This is a genomic window from Lactimicrobium massiliense (genome assembly GCF_900343155.1).
Taxonomy (GTDB): Bacteria; Bacillota_I; Bacilli_A; order Erysipelotrichales; family Erysipelotrichaceae; genus Bulleidia; species Bulleidia massiliensis.
In genome coordinates this window covers 302,866-324,011 of record NZ_OUNG01000002.1, presented here as the reverse complement: position 1 = coordinate 324,011, position 21,146 = coordinate 302,866, and the positions used below count along the sequence as shown (strand labels likewise).

Annotated in this window: 21 protein-coding genes; 8 read left to right on the top strand and 13 right to left on the bottom strand. The window is 46.8% G+C overall.

Annotation, left to right across the window (positions count from 1 at the left end; translation table 11 throughout):
- Positions 1 to 105: 105 nt before the first annotated feature.
- From DHU66_RS04985 to mutL, 3 genes are read right to left on the bottom strand one after another with little or no spacing between them, the layout of a single operon-like run.
- Positions 106 to 687, bottom strand: a complete 582-nt coding sequence (locus DHU66_RS04985) for a zinc ribbon domain-containing protein (RefSeq protein ID WP_108774777.1) — start codon at positions 685 to 687, stop codon at positions 106 to 108.
- Entirely contained in the window at positions 684 to 1,586 is a 903-nt protein-coding gene (miaA, locus tag DHU66_RS04980) for a tRNA (adenosine(37)-N6)-dimethylallyltransferase MiaA (RefSeq protein WP_108774776.1), read from the bottom strand. The genes DHU66_RS04985 and miaA overlap by 4 nt, the downstream gene beginning before the upstream one ends.
- Complete coding sequence (mutL, locus tag DHU66_RS04975) at positions 1,586 to 3,493, bottom strand: DNA mismatch repair endonuclease MutL (protein WP_245309398.1); 1,908 nt, start codon at positions 3,491 to 3,493, stop codon at positions 1,586 to 1,588. The genes miaA and mutL overlap by 1 nt, the downstream gene beginning before the upstream one ends.
- A gap of 65 nt (positions 3,494 to 3,558) precedes the next feature.
- Here mutL and DHU66_RS04970 point away from each other — a divergent pair, with 65 nt between their 5' ends.
- On the top strand, positions 3,559 to 4,167 hold the full coding sequence (locus DHU66_RS04970; RefSeq protein ID WP_167836264.1) for a YigZ family protein: 609 nt from the start codon (positions 3,559 to 3,561) through the stop codon (positions 4,165 to 4,167).
- Here the strand turns inward: DHU66_RS04970 and DHU66_RS04965 are convergent, their stop codons facing one another.
- From DHU66_RS04965 to DHU66_RS04945, 5 genes are all read right to left on the bottom strand, one after another.
- The gene (locus DHU66_RS04965) at positions 4,168 to 5,073 is read right to left on the bottom strand and encodes a glycoside hydrolase family 25 protein (protein ID WP_108774774.1); all 906 of its coding nucleotides are present in this window, start codon (positions 5,071 to 5,073) and stop codon (positions 4,168 to 4,170) included. It abuts the gene before it with no gap.
- 61 nt (positions 5,074 to 5,134) lie between these two features.
- A complete protein-coding gene (locus tag DHU66_RS04960) occupies positions 5,135 to 6,292 on the bottom strand; it encodes a toxic anion resistance protein (protein ID WP_108774938.1) in 1,158 nt (385 codons plus the stop codon).
- A gap of 43 nt (positions 6,293 to 6,335) precedes the next feature.
- On the bottom strand, positions 6,336 to 8,153 hold the full coding sequence (locus DHU66_RS04955; RefSeq protein WP_135358307.1) for a bifunctional UDP-sugar hydrolase/5'-nucleotidase: 1,818 nt from the start codon (positions 8,151 to 8,153) through the stop codon (positions 6,336 to 6,338).
- Positions 8,154 to 8,258: 105 nt separating this feature from the next.
- Positions 8,259 to 8,834, bottom strand: coding sequence for a ferritin family protein (locus DHU66_RS04950; protein WP_108774772.1), 576 nt, complete (start codon positions 8,832 to 8,834; stop codon positions 8,259 to 8,261).
- A gap of 143 nt (positions 8,835 to 8,977) precedes the next feature.
- Positions 8,978 to 9,442 carry a GyrI-like domain-containing protein gene (locus DHU66_RS04945; protein WP_108774771.1) on the bottom strand — a complete coding sequence of 155 codons (465 nt, stop codon included), beginning with the start codon at positions 9,440 to 9,442 and terminating at the stop codon, positions 8,978 to 8,980.
- A 259-nt stretch (positions 9,443 to 9,701) separates the two neighbouring features.
- Here DHU66_RS04945 and DHU66_RS12025 point away from each other — a divergent pair, with 259 nt between their 5' ends.
- Genes DHU66_RS12025 through DHU66_RS04915 form a run of 6 tightly spaced genes read left to right on the top strand, consistent with a single transcriptional unit; the run spans position 9,702 to position 13,768 of the window.
- Positions 9,702 to 10,163, top strand: coding sequence for a hypothetical protein (locus tag DHU66_RS12025; protein ID WP_135358306.1), 462 nt, complete (start codon positions 9,702 to 9,704; stop codon positions 10,161 to 10,163).
- 4 nt (positions 10,164 to 10,167) lie between these two features.
- Entirely contained in the window at positions 10,168 to 10,794 is a 627-nt protein-coding gene (locus DHU66_RS04935; RefSeq protein WP_135358305.1) for a hypothetical protein, read from the top strand.
- Positions 10,795 to 10,843: 49 nt separating this feature from the next.
- Positions 10,844 to 11,656: a hypothetical protein gene (locus DHU66_RS04930; RefSeq protein WP_108774768.1), complete on the top strand. Its 813-nt coding sequence runs from the start codon at positions 10,844 to 10,846 to the stop codon at positions 11,654 to 11,656.
- Positions 11,643 to 12,491, top strand: a complete 849-nt coding sequence (locus DHU66_RS04925) for a DUF2705 family protein (protein ID WP_135358304.1) — start codon at positions 11,643 to 11,645, stop codon at positions 12,489 to 12,491. Before DHU66_RS04930 ends, DHU66_RS04925 begins: the two co-directional genes overlap by 14 nt.
- Entirely contained in the window at positions 12,484 to 13,125 is a 642-nt protein-coding gene (locus tag DHU66_RS04920) for an ATP-binding cassette domain-containing protein (RefSeq protein ID WP_108774766.1), read from the top strand. The genes DHU66_RS04925 and DHU66_RS04920 overlap by 8 nt, the downstream gene beginning before the upstream one ends.
- Positions 13,118 to 13,768, top strand: coding sequence for a DUF5028 domain-containing protein (locus DHU66_RS04915; protein WP_108774765.1), 651 nt, complete (start codon positions 13,118 to 13,120; stop codon positions 13,766 to 13,768). The genes DHU66_RS04920 and DHU66_RS04915 overlap by 8 nt, the downstream gene beginning before the upstream one ends.
- A gap of 17 nt (positions 13,769 to 13,785) precedes the next feature.
- On the opposite strand, the gene DHU66_RS04910 is transcribed toward DHU66_RS04915, so the two are convergent.
- From DHU66_RS04910 to DHU66_RS04890, 5 genes are all read right to left on the bottom strand, one after another.
- The gene (locus tag DHU66_RS04910) at positions 13,786 to 14,574 is read right to left on the bottom strand and encodes a CPBP family intramembrane glutamic endopeptidase (protein WP_108774764.1); all 789 of its coding nucleotides are present in this window, start codon (positions 14,572 to 14,574) and stop codon (positions 13,786 to 13,788) included.
- 132 nt (positions 14,575 to 14,706) lie between these two features.
- Positions 14,707 to 14,907 carry a helix-turn-helix transcriptional regulator gene (locus DHU66_RS04905; RefSeq protein ID WP_108774763.1) on the bottom strand — a complete coding sequence of 67 codons (201 nt, stop codon included), beginning with the start codon at positions 14,905 to 14,907 and terminating at the stop codon, positions 14,707 to 14,709.
- Positions 14,900 to 15,262, bottom strand: coding sequence for a DUF3796 domain-containing protein (locus DHU66_RS04900; RefSeq protein ID WP_108774762.1), 363 nt, complete (start codon positions 15,260 to 15,262; stop codon positions 14,900 to 14,902). Before DHU66_RS04900 ends, DHU66_RS04905 begins: the two co-directional genes overlap by 8 nt.
- Before the next feature lie 134 nt (positions 15,263 to 15,396).
- Positions 15,397 to 17,448 (bottom strand): AAA family ATPase, encoded by a 2,052-nt coding sequence (locus tag DHU66_RS04895; RefSeq protein ID WP_108774761.1) that lies wholly within the window; start codon positions 17,446 to 17,448, stop codon positions 15,397 to 15,399.
- 8 nt (positions 17,449 to 17,456) lie between these two features.
- Entirely contained in the window at positions 17,457 to 18,389 is a 933-nt protein-coding gene (locus tag DHU66_RS04890) for a hypothetical protein (protein ID WP_108774760.1), read from the bottom strand.
- A 182-nt stretch (positions 18,390 to 18,571) separates the two neighbouring features.
- Here DHU66_RS04890 and DHU66_RS04885 point away from each other — a divergent pair, with 182 nt between their 5' ends.
- Complete coding sequence (locus tag DHU66_RS04885) at positions 18,572 to 21,145, top strand: PD-(D/E)XK nuclease family protein (RefSeq protein ID WP_108774759.1); 2,574 nt, start codon at positions 18,572 to 18,574, stop codon at positions 21,143 to 21,145.
- Position 21,146 lies beyond the last annotated feature (1 nt).

Here is a 21,146-nt window from a genome sequence, read left to right as displayed (position 1 = left end):
GTCCCCCATCGGGGTATTTATCAGTGTACGTGTTTCAAAACGTTTGTCAATCCAGGTACTATACAACCATGCCCAAACGTTTTCATCTTTCATCAAACGTTCACATTAATGCGGCAATGGCGTACCGCAATGTGTGCAGAAACGATTCTCAGGATCATTGATGCCAAGACACGAAGGACAGATGATGCTGCCCTGCTGCCATGATCCAAGAATATTTTCAATTTCAGGATGATTCTGGATGTCCAGCAGGCATGTCATCTTTTTCCCATTTGCCAGAATATGCAGAATGCCATTGCCATCCAGTCTTCTTTCCACCTGCAGATCCTGAATCTGCTGTCTTTGAACAGGAAATACATGGCTGCCATCCTGCTGCACAAGCCAGTTTCTGCCAAGGAACAGGCCTTTCTGCAAGACGATCCACGCTTCCTCTTTAAATTCGTCCACTGTACCGCCGCTTTGAATCAGGGTGCGCAGCTTGGCAAAACGATGCTGGCAGACACAAAGAAGGATCACTGCCCCAGGGATCAATACCATGGCAGCCACAAGCACAAAGGCATCCAGCGACCATCTTTGATGCCATCCCAGCAGAATCACGCCTGCCAGAACAATGGAAATACCTGTCCAGATGCCAAAGTCATACCAGGCATTGGTGCGGATCAAGTGCCTGATCTTCTCATACATATTCATGAATTACTCCAATTGATGATCTCTTCCGCCATCTTCTGTTTCTCCTTTTCATCCGTAATGTCAAACCAGTGTACAGGCAGCTGATGGCGCAGCCATGTATACTGCCGCTTGGCAAACTGACGGGAATGTGTCTGAATCTGTGTCTTTACATCATCCAGCGTACATTCTCCTTTTATATACGGCTCAAATTCCCGATAACCGATCCCCTGCATCGCCTGATCCGAAAACGCGCTGCCATTTTGCAGCAAGTCTTTCACTTCCTGTTCCAGCCCCAATGCAAACATCTTCTCTACACGTGCATTGATGCGTGCATACAGCTTGTCTCTGTCCATCGTACAGCCGGCAATCCAGATATCATAAACGGGCATATGCGTCTGGGCCGCTTCCAGAGAAGACATCGTCTGGCCCTGACGTGCAAGAATCGTCAGTGCCCGCATCACCCGCCTTCTGTTATGGGGATGAATCTTTTCTGCCTGCACAGGATCTTTTTCCACAAGCAGTGCATACAGGGCATCGTTGTCCATCTGATCAAGAGCCGGATCGATTGTCTCTTCATGGTTTTCTGCCGGGAAAGCATAGTCATACAGACATGCTTTCAGATACAGACCGGTGCCGCCGCAGATGATCGGAAATTTCTCTGTTGCATCAATGATGGCACGGGCCATCTTCTGAAAGTCTGCCGCACTGTAATGATCACGCGGTCCAAGAATATCAATCAGCTCATGCGGGATTCCCTGCATCTCTGCCTTGGTAATCTTGCCAGAGCCAATATCAAAGCCTCTGTATACCTGGATTGAATCACCGGAGATGATGATGCCATCCAGCTGCTTTGCCATTTCTACGGCAAAATCGGATTTGCCAGCCGCTGTCGGCCCGGCTATCACAAGCACCTTCTTCATCAGCGGAACCCTCTTGCCAGTGTCTTTTCATCCACGATCACAAAGACCGGCTTTCCTTCCGCCGTCACAAACGGATCCTCACACTGAGACAGCTGTGTTAACAAAGACTGCATCTCCTCTTTGCCAAGATTTGTATTCTGACTGCGCAGAGAGATCGCTTTTGCCATTTCCTTCTTCAACTGTGCCAGTGCATCTACTTTTTCTTCATGGCGGAACCCATCTACCAGATCTTCCAGAAAAGCAGAAGGATCCAGATCCTGCAGCCAGGAAGGAATTTCACGCACCATCAGAGTATCACTGCCAAATGGCTCAAAGTGAATATACAGGCAGGATACCTGGTCATTGATCACACCAAGACGCCTGACAAGATCAGAGCCGGCATGGATGGTAATCGGCACCAGTAAAGAAGACATCACCGGTGCTTTCTGCAGACTGTCAATCACCTTCTGTGTCTCTGCCACTGCCATTGCCCGCTTCTGATCAATCACGGCAAGGCCCTTTTCACACGCACACAGAATCCACTTACCCTTATACTGGCCAATCACATCCATCATCGGAAACGACTTTTTCTTTGGCTTATACTTCGTCTGTTCCTGCACACTGTAATGAGACAGCAGGGCATTGTCCTGGGCAATTTCACTCTGCACAGGTGTTTCCGCCGTATTTCTGCTTTCTTCTGCAGGTAATATTTCCGACTGACTTGTGACGATTGTCTCCGGTTCTGGTATTTGCTCTGTATTTTCTGTTTCCTGCTTCTGGATAAGCTGGCTGTCCCTGCGGTTTTGTCTATTTCGTATGCTTTCTGTCTGTTCTGTTTTCTCTTCGCTCGCCGCCAGATCTTTGGGCCGCAGCTCTTCGGCATCAAAGGACTGGGGATGATAATACGGTGTACGGATCACCGGCTTGCTTTCCGGCACCGGTACTGATTGGTTCAAAGCATCATGAATGCCATCACGGATCAGATATTCCAGCTGTGTTTCCTTGGACAGACGGACTTCCCACTTGGAAGGATGCACGTTGACATCCAGCAGATGGGGATCCATGTCGATATTCAGGACTGTTAATGGATATCTGCCTGCCGGCAGACCATTGCCATAGCCATCCTGAATCGCCTTGTATAATTTGAAATCCCGTACAATGCGATGATTCATGAAAACATGTTCCATGGTGCGGGAAGCACGGGTAATAACCGGCTTGACGATATAGCCGGATACCCGGTAATCAAAGTCATTCAGATCAATCTTTACGGCATTCTCTGCAGCCGGTCTGCCGGCAGCCTGAAACAGCACTTCCAGCAGATTACCATTGCCGGATGTACGGAATGCTTCTTTATCCTGGGAAAACAGACGGAAGGCAATCTCCGGATGGCTCAGGGCAAAGGAAACGAGTAGATTCTGGATCAAAGATGCCTCATAACTGGCGGAGCGCAGATGTTTGAGTCTGGCAGGGGTATGGTAAAACAGGCCTTCCACCGTGATCGAAGTGCCCCCAGGGCATGCCATGGCTTCATAGGCCGTCTCTTTGCCGTATTCCATGACAATGTGGGTGGCATCATTGCCATCACTTGTGTTCATGGTCAGTTTGGAAACAGACGCAATGGAAGGCAAGGCTTCCCCGCGGAATCCTAATGTATGAATATTCCAGAGATCATTCTGGACACGGATTTTGCTTGTCGCATGGCGCAGAAAAGCCATTCTGGCATCGATATGATCCATGCCGCAGCCATTGTCCTCTACCTGTACCTTTTCAATGCCGCCATCCGTAATGGACACGACAATTCTCGTACTGCCGGCATCAATGGCATTCTCCACAAGTTCCTTGACAACCCCCATGGGCCGCTCCACGACCTCGCCGGCCGCAATCATATTGGCAATCTGTACATCAAGCTGCTGTATTCTGCTCATCATATCTATTTTATCATCGATTGCCCATCTTCTGTCTTCTTTCCTGCAGGATGTGTATAATACCTTTCATGCAGATCAAAGAAGAATATCAGCAGGAAACCATCATCCGCAAATCACGCTTTCTATGTATTCTGCGTCCCGTACACACAGAGGAAGAAGCACGTGCCTTCATCCATGAAGTGCAGAAGGAATACCACGATGCGACCCATGTATGCACAGCCTGGGTGATGGGTGAAAACAATCAGCTGCAGCGGTCCAATGATCATGGCGAGCCAGCCGGCACTGCCGGGGTACCCATGCTGGAAGCACTGAAGAAAAGCGGCATCCAGGATGTGTGTGCCTGTGTGGTGCGATGGTTTGGCGGCATCAAGCTTGGCGCCGGCGGTTTGATCCGTGCCTATGGCGGCATCACGGCCGATACAATTGCCAGTGCGCCTAAAGTCATGGAAGTGCCGGTGGATGTATATGAGGTACGCTATCCCTATGCCATGCAGGGCACGCTTGAGACATGGCTGCGCCAACAGGGTACCATCAAAGACACGCTGTATGATGAAGACATTACCGTACTGGTGGAAACCGAAAACAAAACGTTCCCTGAGAAGGTCAAAGACCTCTCCCGGGGAACGGTCACGCCAAAATATCTGCGCACGACGATGGCGTTCAAAGATGCAGAATAATTACTTCTCAATCAGCCGGATATCCAGATCTACGTTAGTAGATACACCATTTAACGTGCCGCTTTCTGAATACTGCCACATGGCATAGGTATACGGATAGCTGCATACTGTATCATATTCTGCCACCCAGAACGGATAGCCGGTCAGATACTGGGGATCAAAGACTGTGTCATACGTGCCGGTGCTGGCATACAGCATCGGTGAATAGCCGGCATTGGCAATATTATCCAGGAAGACTGCCGCATCTGCGGTACGTTGCTCTCTGGTCGTCGTATTGCCGCGGGCATTGGTTTCATCCGAATACATTTCCATGTCATAGACTACCGGCAAATCAATGGATTCCGAATGCAGACGCTCTATGACCCACTTGGCTTCCTGGGCAGCCTCATCCTCAGAAACTGCCTGTGAGAAGAAGTAGACACCCACCTGGATGCCAGCATCATGTGCACCTTTGATATTTCTGGCAAAAGCAGAATCTTCGGTAATGGTACCCTGGTCATAACCCCGATAGCCAATGCGGATCATGGCAAACTGCACACCATCTGCTTTCAGGGCTGCCCAGTCAATGGTGCCATTATGTTCAGACACATCTACGCCAAACTGTGATGTGTAGCGATCATCCTCATAGCTGTAAATGCCATTGTTACTGATGAGATTGGTCATGTCATACATGTTGTATTCACGGTTTTCTGTATTCATCTGCACATCTGTCACCGGATCATATTCATAACGATCTTCACGATTGATGCAGGAAGTGATGGCAGCACACACAATCAGCACGAAAATACCGATCAGAAACAGCGGCATCCGGCTGGATGTCTTTCTGCGGCGGTATGTTCTTCTGGTTCTGTATGTTCTTGTGCGTGTTGTTCTGTGTGTCGTTCTGCGTCTTCTTTTCGCTGCCATCGTGTCCTCTAAAAACAACTGCCGGCGGCAGCTGTTTTTCTTTGTCTTTCTATTTGATCTGTTACTGATTTACCTGCAGCATCTTCTGATGCAGTTCACCTTCAATACGGGTCAGCTCCTTCTCCGCTTCCATCCGCTTCTGGTGGCCTTCTTTCTGGATCTGCAGCACTTCATCCAATGTGGCAATCAATTCCTGGTTGGTATGCTGCAAAGTTTCCAGATCGACAATGCCGCGCTCAGATTCCTTGGCCGTATCCACGGTTGCCTGATGCAGTGTCTCGGCATTCTTCTTGAGCAGATCATTGGTCATGTCGTTAACAGCACGCTCTGCCTCCATGGCTTTGCGGGAATGTTCCACCCCAAGGGCAAGAACCATCTGGTTCTTCCACAGCGGAATGGTATTGACAAGCGTAGACTGAATCTTCTCCGTCATGATTGTGTCATTGTTCTGCACAAGACGGATCTGCGGTGCCATCTGGATGGACACGGTACGGGTAAGCATCAGATCATGAAGCTTCTTCTCAAAGCGATCACACGCATTCTGCAGATCATTGGCAGCCTGGGCATCTTCCGGCAGGCCGGATGCCTTTGCCTTGGCCTGCAGAGCAGGCAGCTCCTTCTCCCGCACCTGTGCAAGTCTTTTCTTACCGGCAATGATATACATCGTCAGTTCCTTTGTATTCTGCTGGTTGCGCTCATACAGCTGATCCAGCAAAGCAATATCTTTCAGCAGCTGAATCTGATGATCCTCCAGCACATCAGCGATCTTATCCACATTGGCTTCGGTCTTGGCATACTTTGCCTTCATGGCTTCGATCTTTGTCCCACTCTTGCGGAACATGCCAAACAGACCTTTGTCTTCTGAAGCCTCTGCCGTACCCTTGAGCTCCACAACCAGATCACCCAGCAGCTTGCCAACTTCACCAAGATCCTTGGTACGCACATTGTTCAAGGCTGTATCACTGAAATCCGTGATCTTCTTCTGGGCCTGAGAGCCATACTGCAGCACGATATTGGACTGCGTAATATCAATCTGCTTGGCAAAGTTATCTACCGTTGCCTGTTCCTTCGGGCTCAGCTTGCTTTCATCATAGACATCCGCCGCAGGCTGTTCTTCCGGCTTTGCCTCTTCCTGCTTTGCGGCAGGCGTTTCATCCGCACCGGCAAGTGTCAGTTCAATTTCCGGTTCTGCCTGTGCTTCCTTATTATTTTCACTCATGATCATCCCTCGCTTTTCAGAAATTATAGCATGTCCTCTGTGCTCAATCATCCCCTGCCTGTGATGGATGGAGGCGATTGTAAATCCAGGCAAAGATACGCACAATGATGATCAGAAGCACCACAGCACCTACAATGCCAAGGTACACCATCCAGCCAAAGCGGGATGTATGCACAAAGTAGTTGTGTACGTTCATTTTAACGGCTGTTACTTTCTGGATAGTACTCTGATACTGCCCCGCCAGAGTGTGCACGGCATTTTCACCGCGCGGGAAAGATTCCAGATAGGCCATCTCTGCCCACAGCGCATTCATTTCTGTACCATCGGATGCCTTCAAAGGTGTATCGCTGGCAGATGTGGCTGCTTTGGGATCACCATACAGTGTCACCTGCAGGATACCTCTGCTTTCCGTACCTGCTGAATCCAGAATCTGTTTCACACGGGCTGTATAGACAAGCGGATAATAGGCATCATCACTCACCTTTGCCCAGTATTTATCTGTTTCCCGCACATAGACATCCACCACCTGGTTCATCGCCAGCCGCTGATCCAGCACTGTATACTTCATCCTGCCCATGGCAAGCTGTGATAAAGCATTCCGCTGCCCCTCATGATAGTCAATCTCACAGATCTTCCGCAGATCTGAACCCTTGACATAGGCACCATACAATGGCTGTGACAAGGAGCCGGCATCATTGCCGGCAAGACCGGTATCCAGCAGATTCATCGCTATGATCTGCCCATTGGGCAATGGCATGGCAAGCTCATCAGCACCAGCAAGTGACACGGCATAGCGGCCCGGCAGCGCTGTCTGATGATTCCAGGCATCACTCAGGGCATCCATAATGAAATCACGTGTGTCGCTTTGTTCATCATTTGGATCTGTATACACATGATCACTCACGCCGGCAGTCTGATCCGGATCCTGACCAAGAGCACGCAGCTTCGCTTTTGCCTGCTGCCTGGCATCATTCACCGCTGTAAGCACAGATTCATCCGCAAGAGAAGGATCGATTCTGACATACTGGCATGAGGAGATTGTGCGTGCATCCACATCGATATCCAGAACGCCGAGATTTCTGCCCTGGCTGTCTCCATTGACAATCCAGGTATCCTTTTGCCGGGATGGTGAAGAAGTCATTTCATCCTGGTGCCCATTGATGATCAGATCAATCCCTTCGATCTTGTCAGCCAGAATATCACACAAGCGTGATGTATCTTCCCTGGCGGCATCATGGCACATCGCAATGATGTACTGTGCACCGTCTGCCTGCAGTGCCTTCACAGAAGCACTTGCAGATTCCAGGGGATCCTGCACCGAAATGCCATCACCTGAAAGGCCATCAGACATGACGCCGAAGATGCCAACCTGCACTCCACCGCATTCTAATAATAAGGATGGCAGAAAGATGTTTGTGCCTTCCAGAGAAACATTGTCCAGCACAACATACGGCTTTTCCACCGGCGCATTCCACATGGAGACAAGACTGTCATGGTCATAAGAGAAGTCTTTTTCTCCCGGCATCACGGCATCATAGCCCATCTGTTTCAGCAGTGATAACACCGTGCCGTCTGGTATCAAAACGGATGCGGATGTGCCATAGGAGAAATCTCCGGCATCCAGCACAAGCGTGGCATCGTTTTTCTGGCTGGCAATCGTGCCTGCCAGTCCTGCAAAACCGCCTGTCTGTATCGTTTCACCATTTTCATTGACTTCCAGAATGGGATCCAGCTGTGCCAGAAGACCGGATGTAAACAGAATCCGGATCGTCCGGTTTTCTGCTTTCACCGGCAAAGTACACAGAGCCAAAGCCAGAACAGAAAGCAAGGAAATGATCCCCTTTTTCAATAGTTTCCCCATATGCCATCATTGTAGCAAATTTCCACCCATGCAAACGAAACCTTAAGAAATCTTAAACAAAGAAAAGAAAAAGACTCCGGAAGATCCGGAGCCTGATGAAGCAGATTAGTCCTTGAAGTATCTGTCGAGCAGAGCCTTGAAGCCCTTGCCGTGACGTGCTTCATCTCTTGCCATTTCATGAATAGAATCATGCAGGGCATCGAGATTGAGTTCCTTGCACTTCTTAGCCAGTGCAGTCTTGCCATTGGTTGCACCATTTTCAGCCATGACTCTGACCTTCAGGTTCTCCTTTGTGGAAGCGGAAACGACCTCACCGAGCATCTCAGCATAACGGGAAGCGTGATCAGCCTCTTCGAAAGCAACCTGTCTGTAGAACATGCCAACTTCCGGATAACCCTCACGGATGGCAGCTCTGCTCATAGCCAGGTACATACCGACTTCAGAGCACTCACCGGCAAACTCATTGCGCAGCTGTGCCTTGATCTCTTCCGGAACATTGGAAGCGACGCCTACAACATGCTCAGAATCCCACTTCAGATCCTCGGTCTCATCAACCGGCTCAAACTTGGACTTCGGAGCCTTGCAGACAGGGCAGACCCAATCCTCAGGCAGATCAGCAAACTTGACGCCTTCCTTCTCCTCATCATAAATGTGACCGCATACAACACATCTGTACTTCATCTTCAATTTTCCTCCAGTTTTCTAATCAATCCAATCTCACCATCTCGGTGAACACTGTCTATTATGATGATATCCCACATGGATTTCAAGTAAGCTGACCTGATTAGTACGGATTTTACAAAATGATCATTGAATACTTACAATCAGCCATTTATTTTCCTTACCGGCAGCCAGATCTCTGTGTAAATATCTTCTGCCTTCTCTGGCATCGGTGCATACAGTTCAATATTGTAATTGGCACGCAGTGCATATGTATCCCGATGCGCAGGCACCCACTTCGACCACACTTCTGTATTTACTTTCTGCAAAGCATCCGGTAAAGCACCATGGCATGGAAAGACCGCCCAAAGCCCATCCTCAAATGAGAATGCCGTATCGCCATCTTCAAACTGTTTCCAAGGCTGATAGAGATCTCCAATCATATACTCCATTCCTTTGCCATCGGAATCATAGCAGACGCCAAACATACCAAGAATGCGCCTGTGATCCCCATCTTTCATGATCTCATCCCAGAACTCTGGAATTCTGGCATAGCAATCCTCCAATGCAAAATGACGGCTGATGCCAACAACGGTAAATGCCTTCTTCTCCTCAATGCGAAATTCCATGGTATTGCCTCCTGCCCTGATCGTAGCACATCCAATCCCTTTAGATTCCAAAAAGATGTTTTGGCAGCTTCAGCGCAATTTTTGAAGGATGCCAATGGTTAATCATTGCTAATGCGAAATGGTAAAGATAGTATTTCTGTGTTAGATAAATGTAAAATAGTTTGCCAGTTTTTTTGCTGTTGACAGCAGAAATATGGTCATATATTATTCCTCCAGGAAGCGCTTTCATATCAGAATATTTTTTCTAGGGAGGAAGAAAATGAAAAAATCAAAACGTGTTTGGGGAGCAGCTCTTTTTGCATCACTATTATTGGCACCATGTAGCGCAGTACATGCGTCTACAGAAGATAAGTATTTTACAAATTTTACTATTTCTGCAAGAAGCTTTACTCCTGTAAGTGCACCCCGTGAGAAGTCGAATGCATCTTCTGTATATGCATACGTTACTAAAGCCGGGAATTCTGTCAAAGCTCAGACATGGGCGTGTGGTTCTACTTCGTGGAATTCGAATCTTACGCAAGATTATACAGGGAGTCCGACCAATTCAGTCAGTTTGGATATCGGATATGAATATGAAATTTATAATGGTATTTATGAAGCAGGATATCGCTTTGCCGGATTAAAGTTGCAGTCAGACAATATCATTCGTTCGGATGTTGTTTCAGGACGCTGGAGCGCAGATAGCATTAGAACTTCAGGAATGATTGTAGCAAGGTATTGATCATATGGGTCATTCAAAGAAAGCTTTATTGCTGGTAGTATTAGTATCATTATTGACAGGATGTGGTAATGCTTTCACTAGTTCAAAAATCAAAAAACAGGTGAAAAAGTACGAGAATGAGCAGAGCTTTGTTCTTACATCAGATTTTTTTTCTGGGCAATTATCTTATGAGATATTGGAAACTGGATTGATGACCAGCTTTGCTCAGTATGAAGATCAGCTTAGCGAGTTCCAGACATTTGCAAGTGCTTATGATGCTTCGAAAGACCAGTTAAAGGATGGCTATCATCTGATCCTTGTAAAATTGCGTGTCACGAATCTGAATGCTGTACCCCATCCAGATATGTTTCCAAGCTGGGATGATCTTCCTGAAGATTGCTTTCGCGCTGATATCATTTATCTGGCAAATCTGGAGCAAGTGAGCGATATGCCTGATTATTGGGATGAAGTAATATATTTTGATTCACCATATGATTCCAAAATACATTCGATGGCGTATCGGCTGCCCCAGGGAGATTCAATGGACTACACTGTTGGTTTTCTGGTAAAAGCAGAAAGTATGGATCAGCTTTATCTGACAGATCACGCAAACGGAGCCGATGGGTTTTTTATTCATGTAAATATGAGTTGACCAATTATCACACATTTCTGATGATGAGTTTCTATGGGGAGAAATACTGTTGAAAGAAAAAATTAAAGTAGAGATTCAAAAGATGCTGTCAAGCAGGGGCTTCTGGGCTTCAGCAGCTATTGTAATGATTTTTCCGGTTGCGGATTTTGTGCAGCAATTGCATAATTTTATTGCTTATCACTATCCTCAAAGTATTTTTATTAAATGGATGGCTATGCCAAATAATACTTATGCATCACGAATGTTTTTTATTCTGTATCCAGTGCTTGCAGCTCTTCCTTATGCATGGAGTCTGGCAGAAGACCTGCGGTCCGGATATGCTGCTCAACTGCTGGTAAGAGAAAAAAGAAAAGAGTATTTCTGGGGCAAGATTACAGCCTCCTTTCTTTCTGGCGGTGCCGTGATCAGTGCAGCTTTGCTGGTTAATATATTATTGCTGTCAATGATGCAGCAAACTACTATACCCAGAATTTATTATCTGACATCAGGAATTTTCGCTGGAGATTTCTGCTCAGTAATTTTCTATACGCATCCTGTTTTGTATGCAGTGATCTGGTTTATTATTTCTTTTTTATGGGGTGGAGCCTTCAGTATGTTGTGCTGTGCCTTAGGCTTCTTTATTCGCAGACGTATCGTCCTGGTTCCCTCAATGCTGATCGTATATATACTGCAGGCGGTTATTTCCGAGGTCTTTCCCATTTATCAAAACGAAGCCAGAGTTGGAACGGAATGGATTAATCTTGTAACAGCAGCCCCGAATACTTATCATCCAGGATGGGCGATACTCTTAAATTTAGCGTGTATCATACTTGTATCAGGAGCGCTTGTTTATTTCCGAGGAAGAAAGTATGAAGTTTTGTAGACTTCTCAGGTATGAATTTACAGAACAAATTATCAAAAACAGGAGATATCTTATCGTTCCCCTGTTCACATGGTTTTATTGCTTGCAAATCAGCGGTCTTTTTTACAACATTAATCCTGATTTACACGCCAGCATTGGCGACTACCTTCTTTATATTTTCTCCGGAACAGACCCATTCGTTAAGTCGGGGCAGTTTGAATATCCGTTTTTCTGGATGGCTCTTTTGATTATCAGCTTTTTTGTCATCACAGGATTTGTGCAAAAGGATCTTCATGGTTATGGAGCACAGATGCTGATCAGATCGAGTACAAGAAAAAAGTGGTGGGCATCAAAATGCGTATCTTGCATTCTGATGAGTGCAGTATTTGTTGCTTTGGTAATCCTGTCTACTGCAATTTTCTGCCTTTGCAGCAATGGAAGAATTTCATTTATCTTGTCATCAGAAATTATTGAAGCTGCCGCAAATGGAACATATTCTGCAGCACAGAATAACCTCAATCTTGATGCAAGAACAACAGCAGCATTACTGCTAAGCATTCCAATAACGATTATCGGTGCTATGAATATGATTCAGCTTTTCTTCAGTCTGCTGATCGGAACGATTGGAAGCTTCATACTAGTGAATGCTTATATGACAATGGTTCTCTTTGTTGTCTCCCCGGTTATTCTTCCTGGATACCTCATGCTGAATCACTCATCAGTATTTATTGTCGATGGATTGAATTACCGACTTGGAATCATCAGTGGTTTGCTTCTGATCATCGCCGCATGGCTGTTAGGAAACATGATATTTCAGAAAGCAGATATCATTGAAAGGGAAAAATTCGATGATTAAATTTGAAAATGTTACAAAAGTAATACAAAAGAACACGGTGATCCGCAATGTGACTTTGGAATTACATCAAGGTCATATTTACGGTCTGTGTGGCTATAACGGATGTGGAAAGACTATGTTGATGAGACTGATGTGCGGTCTCATACTGCCTACTGAAGGAAAAGTGTTGATCGATGACAAGCAGCTTGGAAATGATATTGATTTTCCTGACAGGACCGGTGTTCTGATTGAAAACCCTGTTTTTCTTGGTGGATATGATGGCTTTCACAATCTGAAATTCCTTGCTGACCTGAATGGCTATATCAATGATGATGACATCAGAGAGACTCTTGATCGTGTCGGACTGGGGGATAATCAAAAGAAAGTAAAGAAGTATTCACTGGGTATGAAACAAAGACTTGGTATTGCTGCTGCAATAATGGAAAAGCCAGAAATCATTTTATTAGATGAGCCTACAAATGCTCTTGATGCCGCAGGTGTCGAAATGATTGAACAGATTTTACTGGAAGAGAAAAAACGTGGTGCTTTGATTGTTCTTGCCTGTCATTATGATCAGTTCTTAAGAAAGGTTTCTGATTGTATTTACCATATGGATAATGGACAGATTATTGAAAAGGAACTGCTTCATGAATAAAAAACGAATGATTACGATTCTTGTAATTGCTGGAATTCTGATGTGGGCAGTCCGCTATACAATGTTGAATGATGGATTCAAAGTAGGCGTAAGAAATCCGGTGGTTCAATATCAGATTGGCGATACAGTAGACTTTGAAGATGATAAAAGTGGAGGAGCAGTGTTATATAAAAATCTGCATGTCACAGTAGATGACTGCCATTTGTATGACACAAATGACTACCTTCAGAAAATACATAAGGATCGCAGTGATTTTCAACTTCTGCTGGGAGATAAGATTGTTGAGTTAACTGTTACGATAGATAATCAAAACCCAGATTTTGTAGAAAAATCTGATGGAGCATATAGTCCAGACGATGCTGTCAATTTCAATTCATTTGAACTCACTGGACCTGACTGGTATGTATTCCCACACCGGGAATTAATGGCGTATGCAAATCCTGTATTTCAGGACAATACGGATGCCAGCACTTCATTGGTGTTTTTGCCTGATGAGAAATATCAGATGAAGTGGGTATTTAGTTTATCGCAGGGAAGAATGAGTGATCGCCGCTGGAAACAGATCGCAAACGAAGATATGGCATTGATCCTTACATTTACACCGATCGAAAAACGGGTGGCTATAAAATGCACTAGCAATTAGTCGCCCAAAAGTAGATGTCAATAATTTTCTGCACTTTTGATCTTCCGGCAGAAAACCATCAACAGCAGAATATTGACTACAAGCGTGATGATGCTTGACTCGATCATGTAAGTACCGCCGGATAACAAGGTATTTGCAGAAGCACGCAGTGTTAACAGATGTGGATAATCATCCGCAAGACTAACTCCTCCCAGGAAGATTCCCCCGACGATATTCCAGACCGCATGGGCCATGACAGGCGCAGCCAGTGTGTTCTCTGCTTCATACAGAGCCGTCGTAAACAAACACATGGTAATGACATTGATCACCGGAAGAATGCCTGCTTCAAAGGCACCGCCATGCATCAGCGTAAATAATGCTGTTGTTACAATAATTGCGGCCGCAAGAGAATACCTTTGCCTGACAAGCTGGTAAATATATCCTCTGACCAGCAGTTCCTGCATGACAGTATTTATGAATGCGGATAAGATCCACAGCCAAAGCATGGAAACCGAATTCTTTCCGACAATCGTCAGCTGATGTGACAGCAGCAGAACACCTGAAACAATGCCGATCCAGCAGATTCCCACTGCACAGCCTATCATTATTCCTTTGCCAGAAGGATCTCTCACCGGAATAGAGATTTCTCCTTTTTCCCTGAACAAAAATACAATTGTAAAAGCGACTATGACTGCAAATGGGATCAGTTCTGCAAAGAAACGCCACAAAGCCGGATTCTCCACAGGAATATCGATGATCCCTGACAAAACAGCCCATCCGATAAAAAACACAAGTATCTTCAAAATGGTTACTGACAGTTTTTTCATGAAACCTATTCTAATAAGATATTCTGATTTGTTAACAGTATGCCTCCTACAGTAAAACCTGCAGACGGCATGATCAGTCTTCTTCATTTTCCCAATGGGGATTGCGCAAGAGAACTCCTGACTGATATTCCATCATTCTTCTTCGACTGTAAAGATATCTTCAATTGTCACTTTGAAAACCTCAGCAATTTTCCATGCAAGTACAAGCGAAGGGTTATATTTTCCTTTTTCCAGGTTGCCGATTGTTTCTCTGCGGACACCAGCCATGCGGGCCAGATCCTCCTGTTTCATGTTGTATCTGGCACGATATTCTTTGATTCTGTTTTTAATCATTGGCAGCAGTTTCTTCCCTTGCTTCAAGAATAGCGAAGCTGACACCAAACAGCAGCACGATGACACCAAAACACATGCCAAATGGAATTGCAACGGCGTCTCTTCCCTGAAAACAGAAAGAGCCAAGAATCATCAGCGGAACCAGTGAGATGATTCCTGCCAGACAGGCAATCACGGAAGCTTTACGTACCTGCTGGATAAACATTTCATCCGGAATCACCCAGAAATACTTCAGATAATATAAATAAGAAAAGAATGCCCCTAAGCCATGATTCCCTGTTTTCCAGCCAATGACAGGAACCAGAGCAAGCAGGGAGAGAAAGCCCATGTAGTTAATTCGTCTCAGTCTTTTCATATTCTTATCTCCTTTGTTATGTGGTGTATATCTATCATAATGTTATAATTTCACCACATTTTTATCAACAGTTATCGATTATTTGTAAAAAAGACCAGCACCGTATTGGATACTGATCTTGATGATCGCTGCTGTTATTCTGCCTGTTCCATCTCTTTCAGGATGCTGAAGTCTTCCTTCTTTAACAGGTCCATATCTGCATTTTCTTCTTTGAGCAGACGTTCTGACTGTCTCAGTATGGCTTCCTCAATGGTATTGCGGGCCAGTCTGCCATTGCCGGCAGTGGCAGCACTTTCTGCCTGTTTCTGATCAAACCAGGCAGTCAATGGTGCTTTGACACTGTCATCAATGCGGTATCCCTTGCCCTTTGCAATCTGATCTGCAATGGCCATCAGCTGTTCACCTGTATAATCCGGGAATTCGATGATATTGGGAAAGCGGCTCTTCAAGCCGGAGTTGGCTTCCAGAAAAGCTGCCATTTCTTTCTTGTAGCCAGCCAGGATGACAATCAGATCATCCCGGTTATCTTCCATTGCCTTGACCAGTGTATCAATAGCTTCCAGGCCAAAGCTGTCATCCCTGCCTCTATACAGGGAATAGGCTTCATCAATGAACAGCACCCCGCCAAGTGCACTGCGTATCACGGACATGGTCAATGGCGCTGTCTGGCCGACATACTTTGCGACAAGATCGGCTCTGGTGACTTCGACAAGCTGTCCCTGTGACAAAGCGCCAATGGCTTTCATATACCGGGCAAACAGCCGGGCAATGGTTGTCTTGCCTGTGCCGGGATTGCCGGTAAAGATCATATGTTTGGAGATCTCAGTCGTCTTGAGACCCTGCTGGCGGCGGCGCTGGTTGATCAGCACATGAGCCTGCAGAGAGCGGATATAGCTTTTCACATTATCCAGGCCAATGACAGAGTCAAGTTCCTTTGATACAGCATCCATCTCTGCCTGGCTGTTCTGGCTGCGGCAGATGGATATCTTTTTACCATCATAGAGTGCATATGGCACATCATCTTCCACCTGCAATGAAATTTCTTTCGCATTATCTTTCAGCACTGCCTCAGACAGGCTGATATAGAAATCATTGAACTGGGCAATGATGGCATCCGCACCATGTTCTTTATCATAGTGGGAAAGCACCCAGTCATTGAGGGATGGGTCAATGGTCAATGTGACATGGAGCTGACTGTCACACTTCTGCTGTAATTGTTCTGTCTGTCTGGAAATGATCTGTTTGACTGCATCCGCATCAAGGCTGACAAAGGTGATGGTATCCAGCACATGTTTCATAAAATCAGCACCAAAGGCATCCTGCACATCAGAAAGGGAGCCATGCGTGATAAAGATCAGATATTTGTCCTGCGCAGACAGGGAATCGACGGCATCTTTGACAAGGCCGCTCTGGTTTTCCACCAGGATGCCCTGGCGCAGCACATACCGCTTGTTCAGCAGGACGCTGCCATTTTCCGCCAGTGATGAAACCATCCGCAGAAATGGCGCAAATCCCTGTTTGAAGTTTTCAAACACGATCATGCCGCCATTCTGGTGCAGTGCCTGGTATAGATCCTGTACAAAGACCTGTTCCTGAGAAGCACTTGTATAGCGGGATAAATCAATGGTATTCACATCGGGTGAAGTAAAGATCTGATGCTGGTAGAGAACACGGGAAGTTGCTGCCACACAGGCATGTCTGCCGACACCCTCTTTACCCATGATCAGAATCACATTGCGGGCATGATTTCTCTCAGTTCCCATCACATACGGGCGGCGCAAAGCAGCACACAAGTTATGCACGGCTTCCTTCTGGCCGATGATCTCCTTGTTCAAAACCTCTTCCATCTGTGCAAAGACTGCTTTGTCATCAACCGGTTTTTCCTCTTTGGGTTCCTGGACATGGTAGTCCTCTTTCAAGCTTTGATTGAGTGCATCCATATCATCATTCAGCTTCTTCTGATCCGGTGAAATCTCTTTGCTCATCTGTTCCAGCTGCTTCTGCTGCTTCAAAAGAATCGCATGCAGCTGTGACATGGCCTGATCATCACTGACAAGCACATTCTTTTCATCACTGACTTCCTGCAGTCCTTCCAGATCAGATGCTGAAAGAGAGCGGTCCTTCCCCATCACCTGTTTCCAAAGCCGCTCTTTCTCTTCTTCCTTGTCCCGACGGTCTTTCCCCATAGTATTCCTTACGCTTTCCTGCTGTCCTCATTCTCACCAGAAGGCATTTCCATGCCCGTATCACCTGCCAGGCCATCCTTCTGCAGCACAGCCTCCAGAGTCGAAATATCCGCAGACAGATTGATAAAATCCTGGTCTGTCATCGAAGAAATGATGGTCTTCATCGCCTGGTTGATCAAAGCTATCGTCTTGGTCAGTTTCTGCCTGGTTGGTGCAAAGTTCGGATCACTGGTCACACTCTGCAGCGTATCATACTGATTCAATATCTTCAAAAGGATCGGCAGATAGTACGCATACAGCTTCTCAAGCTTGGAGGCAGAATCCGGAAACTTCTTCTGCAATTGCTGAATCTGCTTCAGCAGTGCACATGTCTCATACAAAGAATCTGAAATTTCCTTGTCTGGAATATCCTGGTTCAGCCGATTGATCTCATCAATGAAATACTGGACATTCTTTTCCTGCTTCGGATTCTGATCCGGCTGCTCCTCTGGCCCCTTCTTTTCTTCTGCCGGTGTATCCATATGCTCGGCTGCTTCCACATCCACCACATCATCCCGCACTGCTTCCTGACCGCGTGCCATCTGCAGCAATGTCCCGATCATCTGCTCACAGGTATCCGGATAGCGGCTGGCAAAACTGTCAAAATCAGCCAGATATGAGCCATCCCGGTAAACATCCAGTGATGTCAGAGACTGATAGCGGGATCCATGCAGACGAAGCGTGAAGCTGTCCGACACTTTCAAAGCAGGACACTGCTGAAAATATCTGCGCAGAAACACATTGATTCTGGCCCGCTGATCTGGTGAAAGATGCACGGAAGAAGAGCGGAAGGAACGCCTGCTTCTGCCGGTGTCATCTGCCTTCTTGCTGGAATTGACTGCCGCAAAGGCAATTGCGGCCACAGCGATGATCATGATGACAAGCGGTAAGATCGACTCCATAAAATTACCACCTATAAATATAAAGAACAGAAGAAACAGCCACCAATAATTTCTGTTATAGTTTCTCATCGAAAACTCCTTGTTTGACTCGTCATGATTATATCATGTCCTGCAGATCCTTTGCATTTACCAACAGCGTACAGGCGCCATCTTAAGGCGTATTGAAATGCTATAATCATGACATGACAAAGATGATCATTACCGAAGCTTACCGCGGTGAGCTGTTGCTGCATGAAATGGCGCTGCAGAGTGAGCACAATGCCATTGCCGGCCTGCAGATCAAGCCGCTTTCCACTCTGCTCCATGCCATCCCTGACGACCCTGTGCGTTCTGCCTTACTGCTGCAGAAAGCCATCCTGCCAAAGAAAGATGACTTTCCTGTCTTTGCAAAGATGTTCCACTATCCAGCCTTCTTCCAGGAAATCTTAACTTTTGCAAGAACCTGCATTCTGCTGCAGATTCCTGCCTCTTCACTGCCAGAGGCATCACAGCGTGACCGGGAGCTGAAGATGCTGACAGAAGCTGCGATGACCTTGCCATTAAGCGAGAAAAGCACCATCGCCCATCTTGAAAATGACCTGTCTGTCATCAAAGCCAACCCGGATGCCTGCATCCTGCCATGGTTTGCAAAGAATGACTTTGATTACAGACTGATGCAGCAGTTGAAGCAGGTACTGCCGCAATGGCATGAAGAGCGTTCTGTCTCTCATGCAGATCTGTCCCATGCCCTGAATCCCCGCCAGGAGATTGAATGCATTGCCCAGCGCATCTGTAGCGAGAATGTGCCATGCACACTCATCCTGACAAGTCCGGCAGCCCAGCTGCCTGTTGTACAGGAAGTATTCGGCCGCTATGGCATTCCCTTTTCCAGCCTGACAGGCAGTGAGCCAAGCCGTATGGCCTTCCGTTTTGCCCTGCTTGTCGAAGCCGCCCTGCACAATGATGGCACATCGCTTGCCAAAGCCATCTCAGCCAACTGCTTCCCGATCAAAGCAGACGGCAGCCTGATGGACTACTTCTCACAAATGCTCACCAGCAACGATCCACCCGCCCATGTATCTGACCTGTTTGCCAGCCATCCGGTCTTTGCAAATCAGGCAGGAACATGGCAGATACTGGAACAGAAAGCACAGGCCTGGTTTGATGCCTGCAGGCCGTATCTGGATACCCTGCTTTCTTCCAAGGATCCCGCCGATCTCTGCATGCATGCTTTTGAGATTCTGCGCCATCACCCCGATCTGCAGGATCAAAATGCAGCTGATGAACTGATGGCATTGCGTAAAACACTCATCGATGTACTGGATCAGATCGAAACTATGGATGATCTGCAGTTCCTTCTGGCCGGTGTCAAGAATGCGTCGGTGTCTCATCACACGATCGCCAGCACCTTCTGTCTGGTCACCGATCTGAAACATCCGGTTCCACAGCGCAAAGTCAGCTATGTGGCAGGATGCGACGGCACCAGCTGGCCCGGTTTTGCGCCATGCACAGGCTTGTTTGATGAAGCTTATGTCAAAAATGTAAAGGCATATCCGACACTGCGGCAGCGCCATGATGCCTGGATGGATTGTCTGCAATGGGTGCCCAGCAGCGGTGAAGCCATCCATTACTCCTGGAGTGTCAGTGACTATGAAGGCAGAGAAATCCAGGTTGCCTATGAACTGCAGGAACAGTTTGGAAAGCATGTAAAAGGCATGCGGCCAGAACGGCTGCAGCCATTTGCCGCAAAAGAACATCAGCTTTCCGCTTCTCTGGCAGCGGATCTTTACCTGGACCATGGCAAAGCCACCGGTTCCATTTCGACCATTGAGCGCTGGTTTGCCTGTCCTTACAGCTGGTTTATTGAATCCGGTCTGAAAGTACGCAAAAATGATGCGGCGATGCTGGATGCTGCTACCATCGGCACCATGCAGCATGCCTTGATGGAAATGGCGGTAAACAAGTATCACAAACAGTATGCGGAAATGAAGAAAGAAGAAGTCCAGGCATTTGTTGAGGATTGCTATGGGCTGCTTGCCAGGACGCATCCTCATGAGACACAACTGCTTGCTTTATCCAGCCGGCGGATGACAGATTCCCTGCTGGATGCCCTGGCATTTCTGCAGGATTTTGAAAAACATACTGCTTTTGTGCCGCAGAAGGCCGAGTATCACTTTGAACATCATCCGATCGGCACAAATGTATTGCTGCGGGGGACCATTGACCGCATGGATGTCTATGGCGAGGAACTGCTGCGCATCATTGACTACAAGTCGTCCCAGCATACGTTATCCATGCCAAAGGTAGAAGCCGGCCTGCAGCTGCAGCTGCTGACCTATCTTGTGATTGCCCAGGAAATCACTGGTCTGACACCGGCTGGTGCCTACTATTATTCCCTGAAGGCAAAGGATCTCACCATGTCTGCATCTGCTATCCAGGGACGCGGCAAGAAAAGAGAAATTGTCTGGAATCAGCAGACACCGGAAGAAGTGCAGACATCGTTTCTGAATGCCAGAAAGCTGTCTGGATGGACGTTTATCAAACGGGGAACCGAGCTGGATGACAATGGCCAGCACATCACATCCCTGACGGTGATCCGTGACTTTGAACAGGCAAAAGAGCTGATGGAACATCTGTATTCGTATTTCTACAAGCAGATCAAAGCAGGCAATATTGCCCTTTCTCCCAAGGAGGGTGCCTGCACATTCTGTGATTACCGCGGCATCTGCCGCTTCCATGGCCGCTATGAAAAGATCAGACCGATCAAGGAGGATTAAG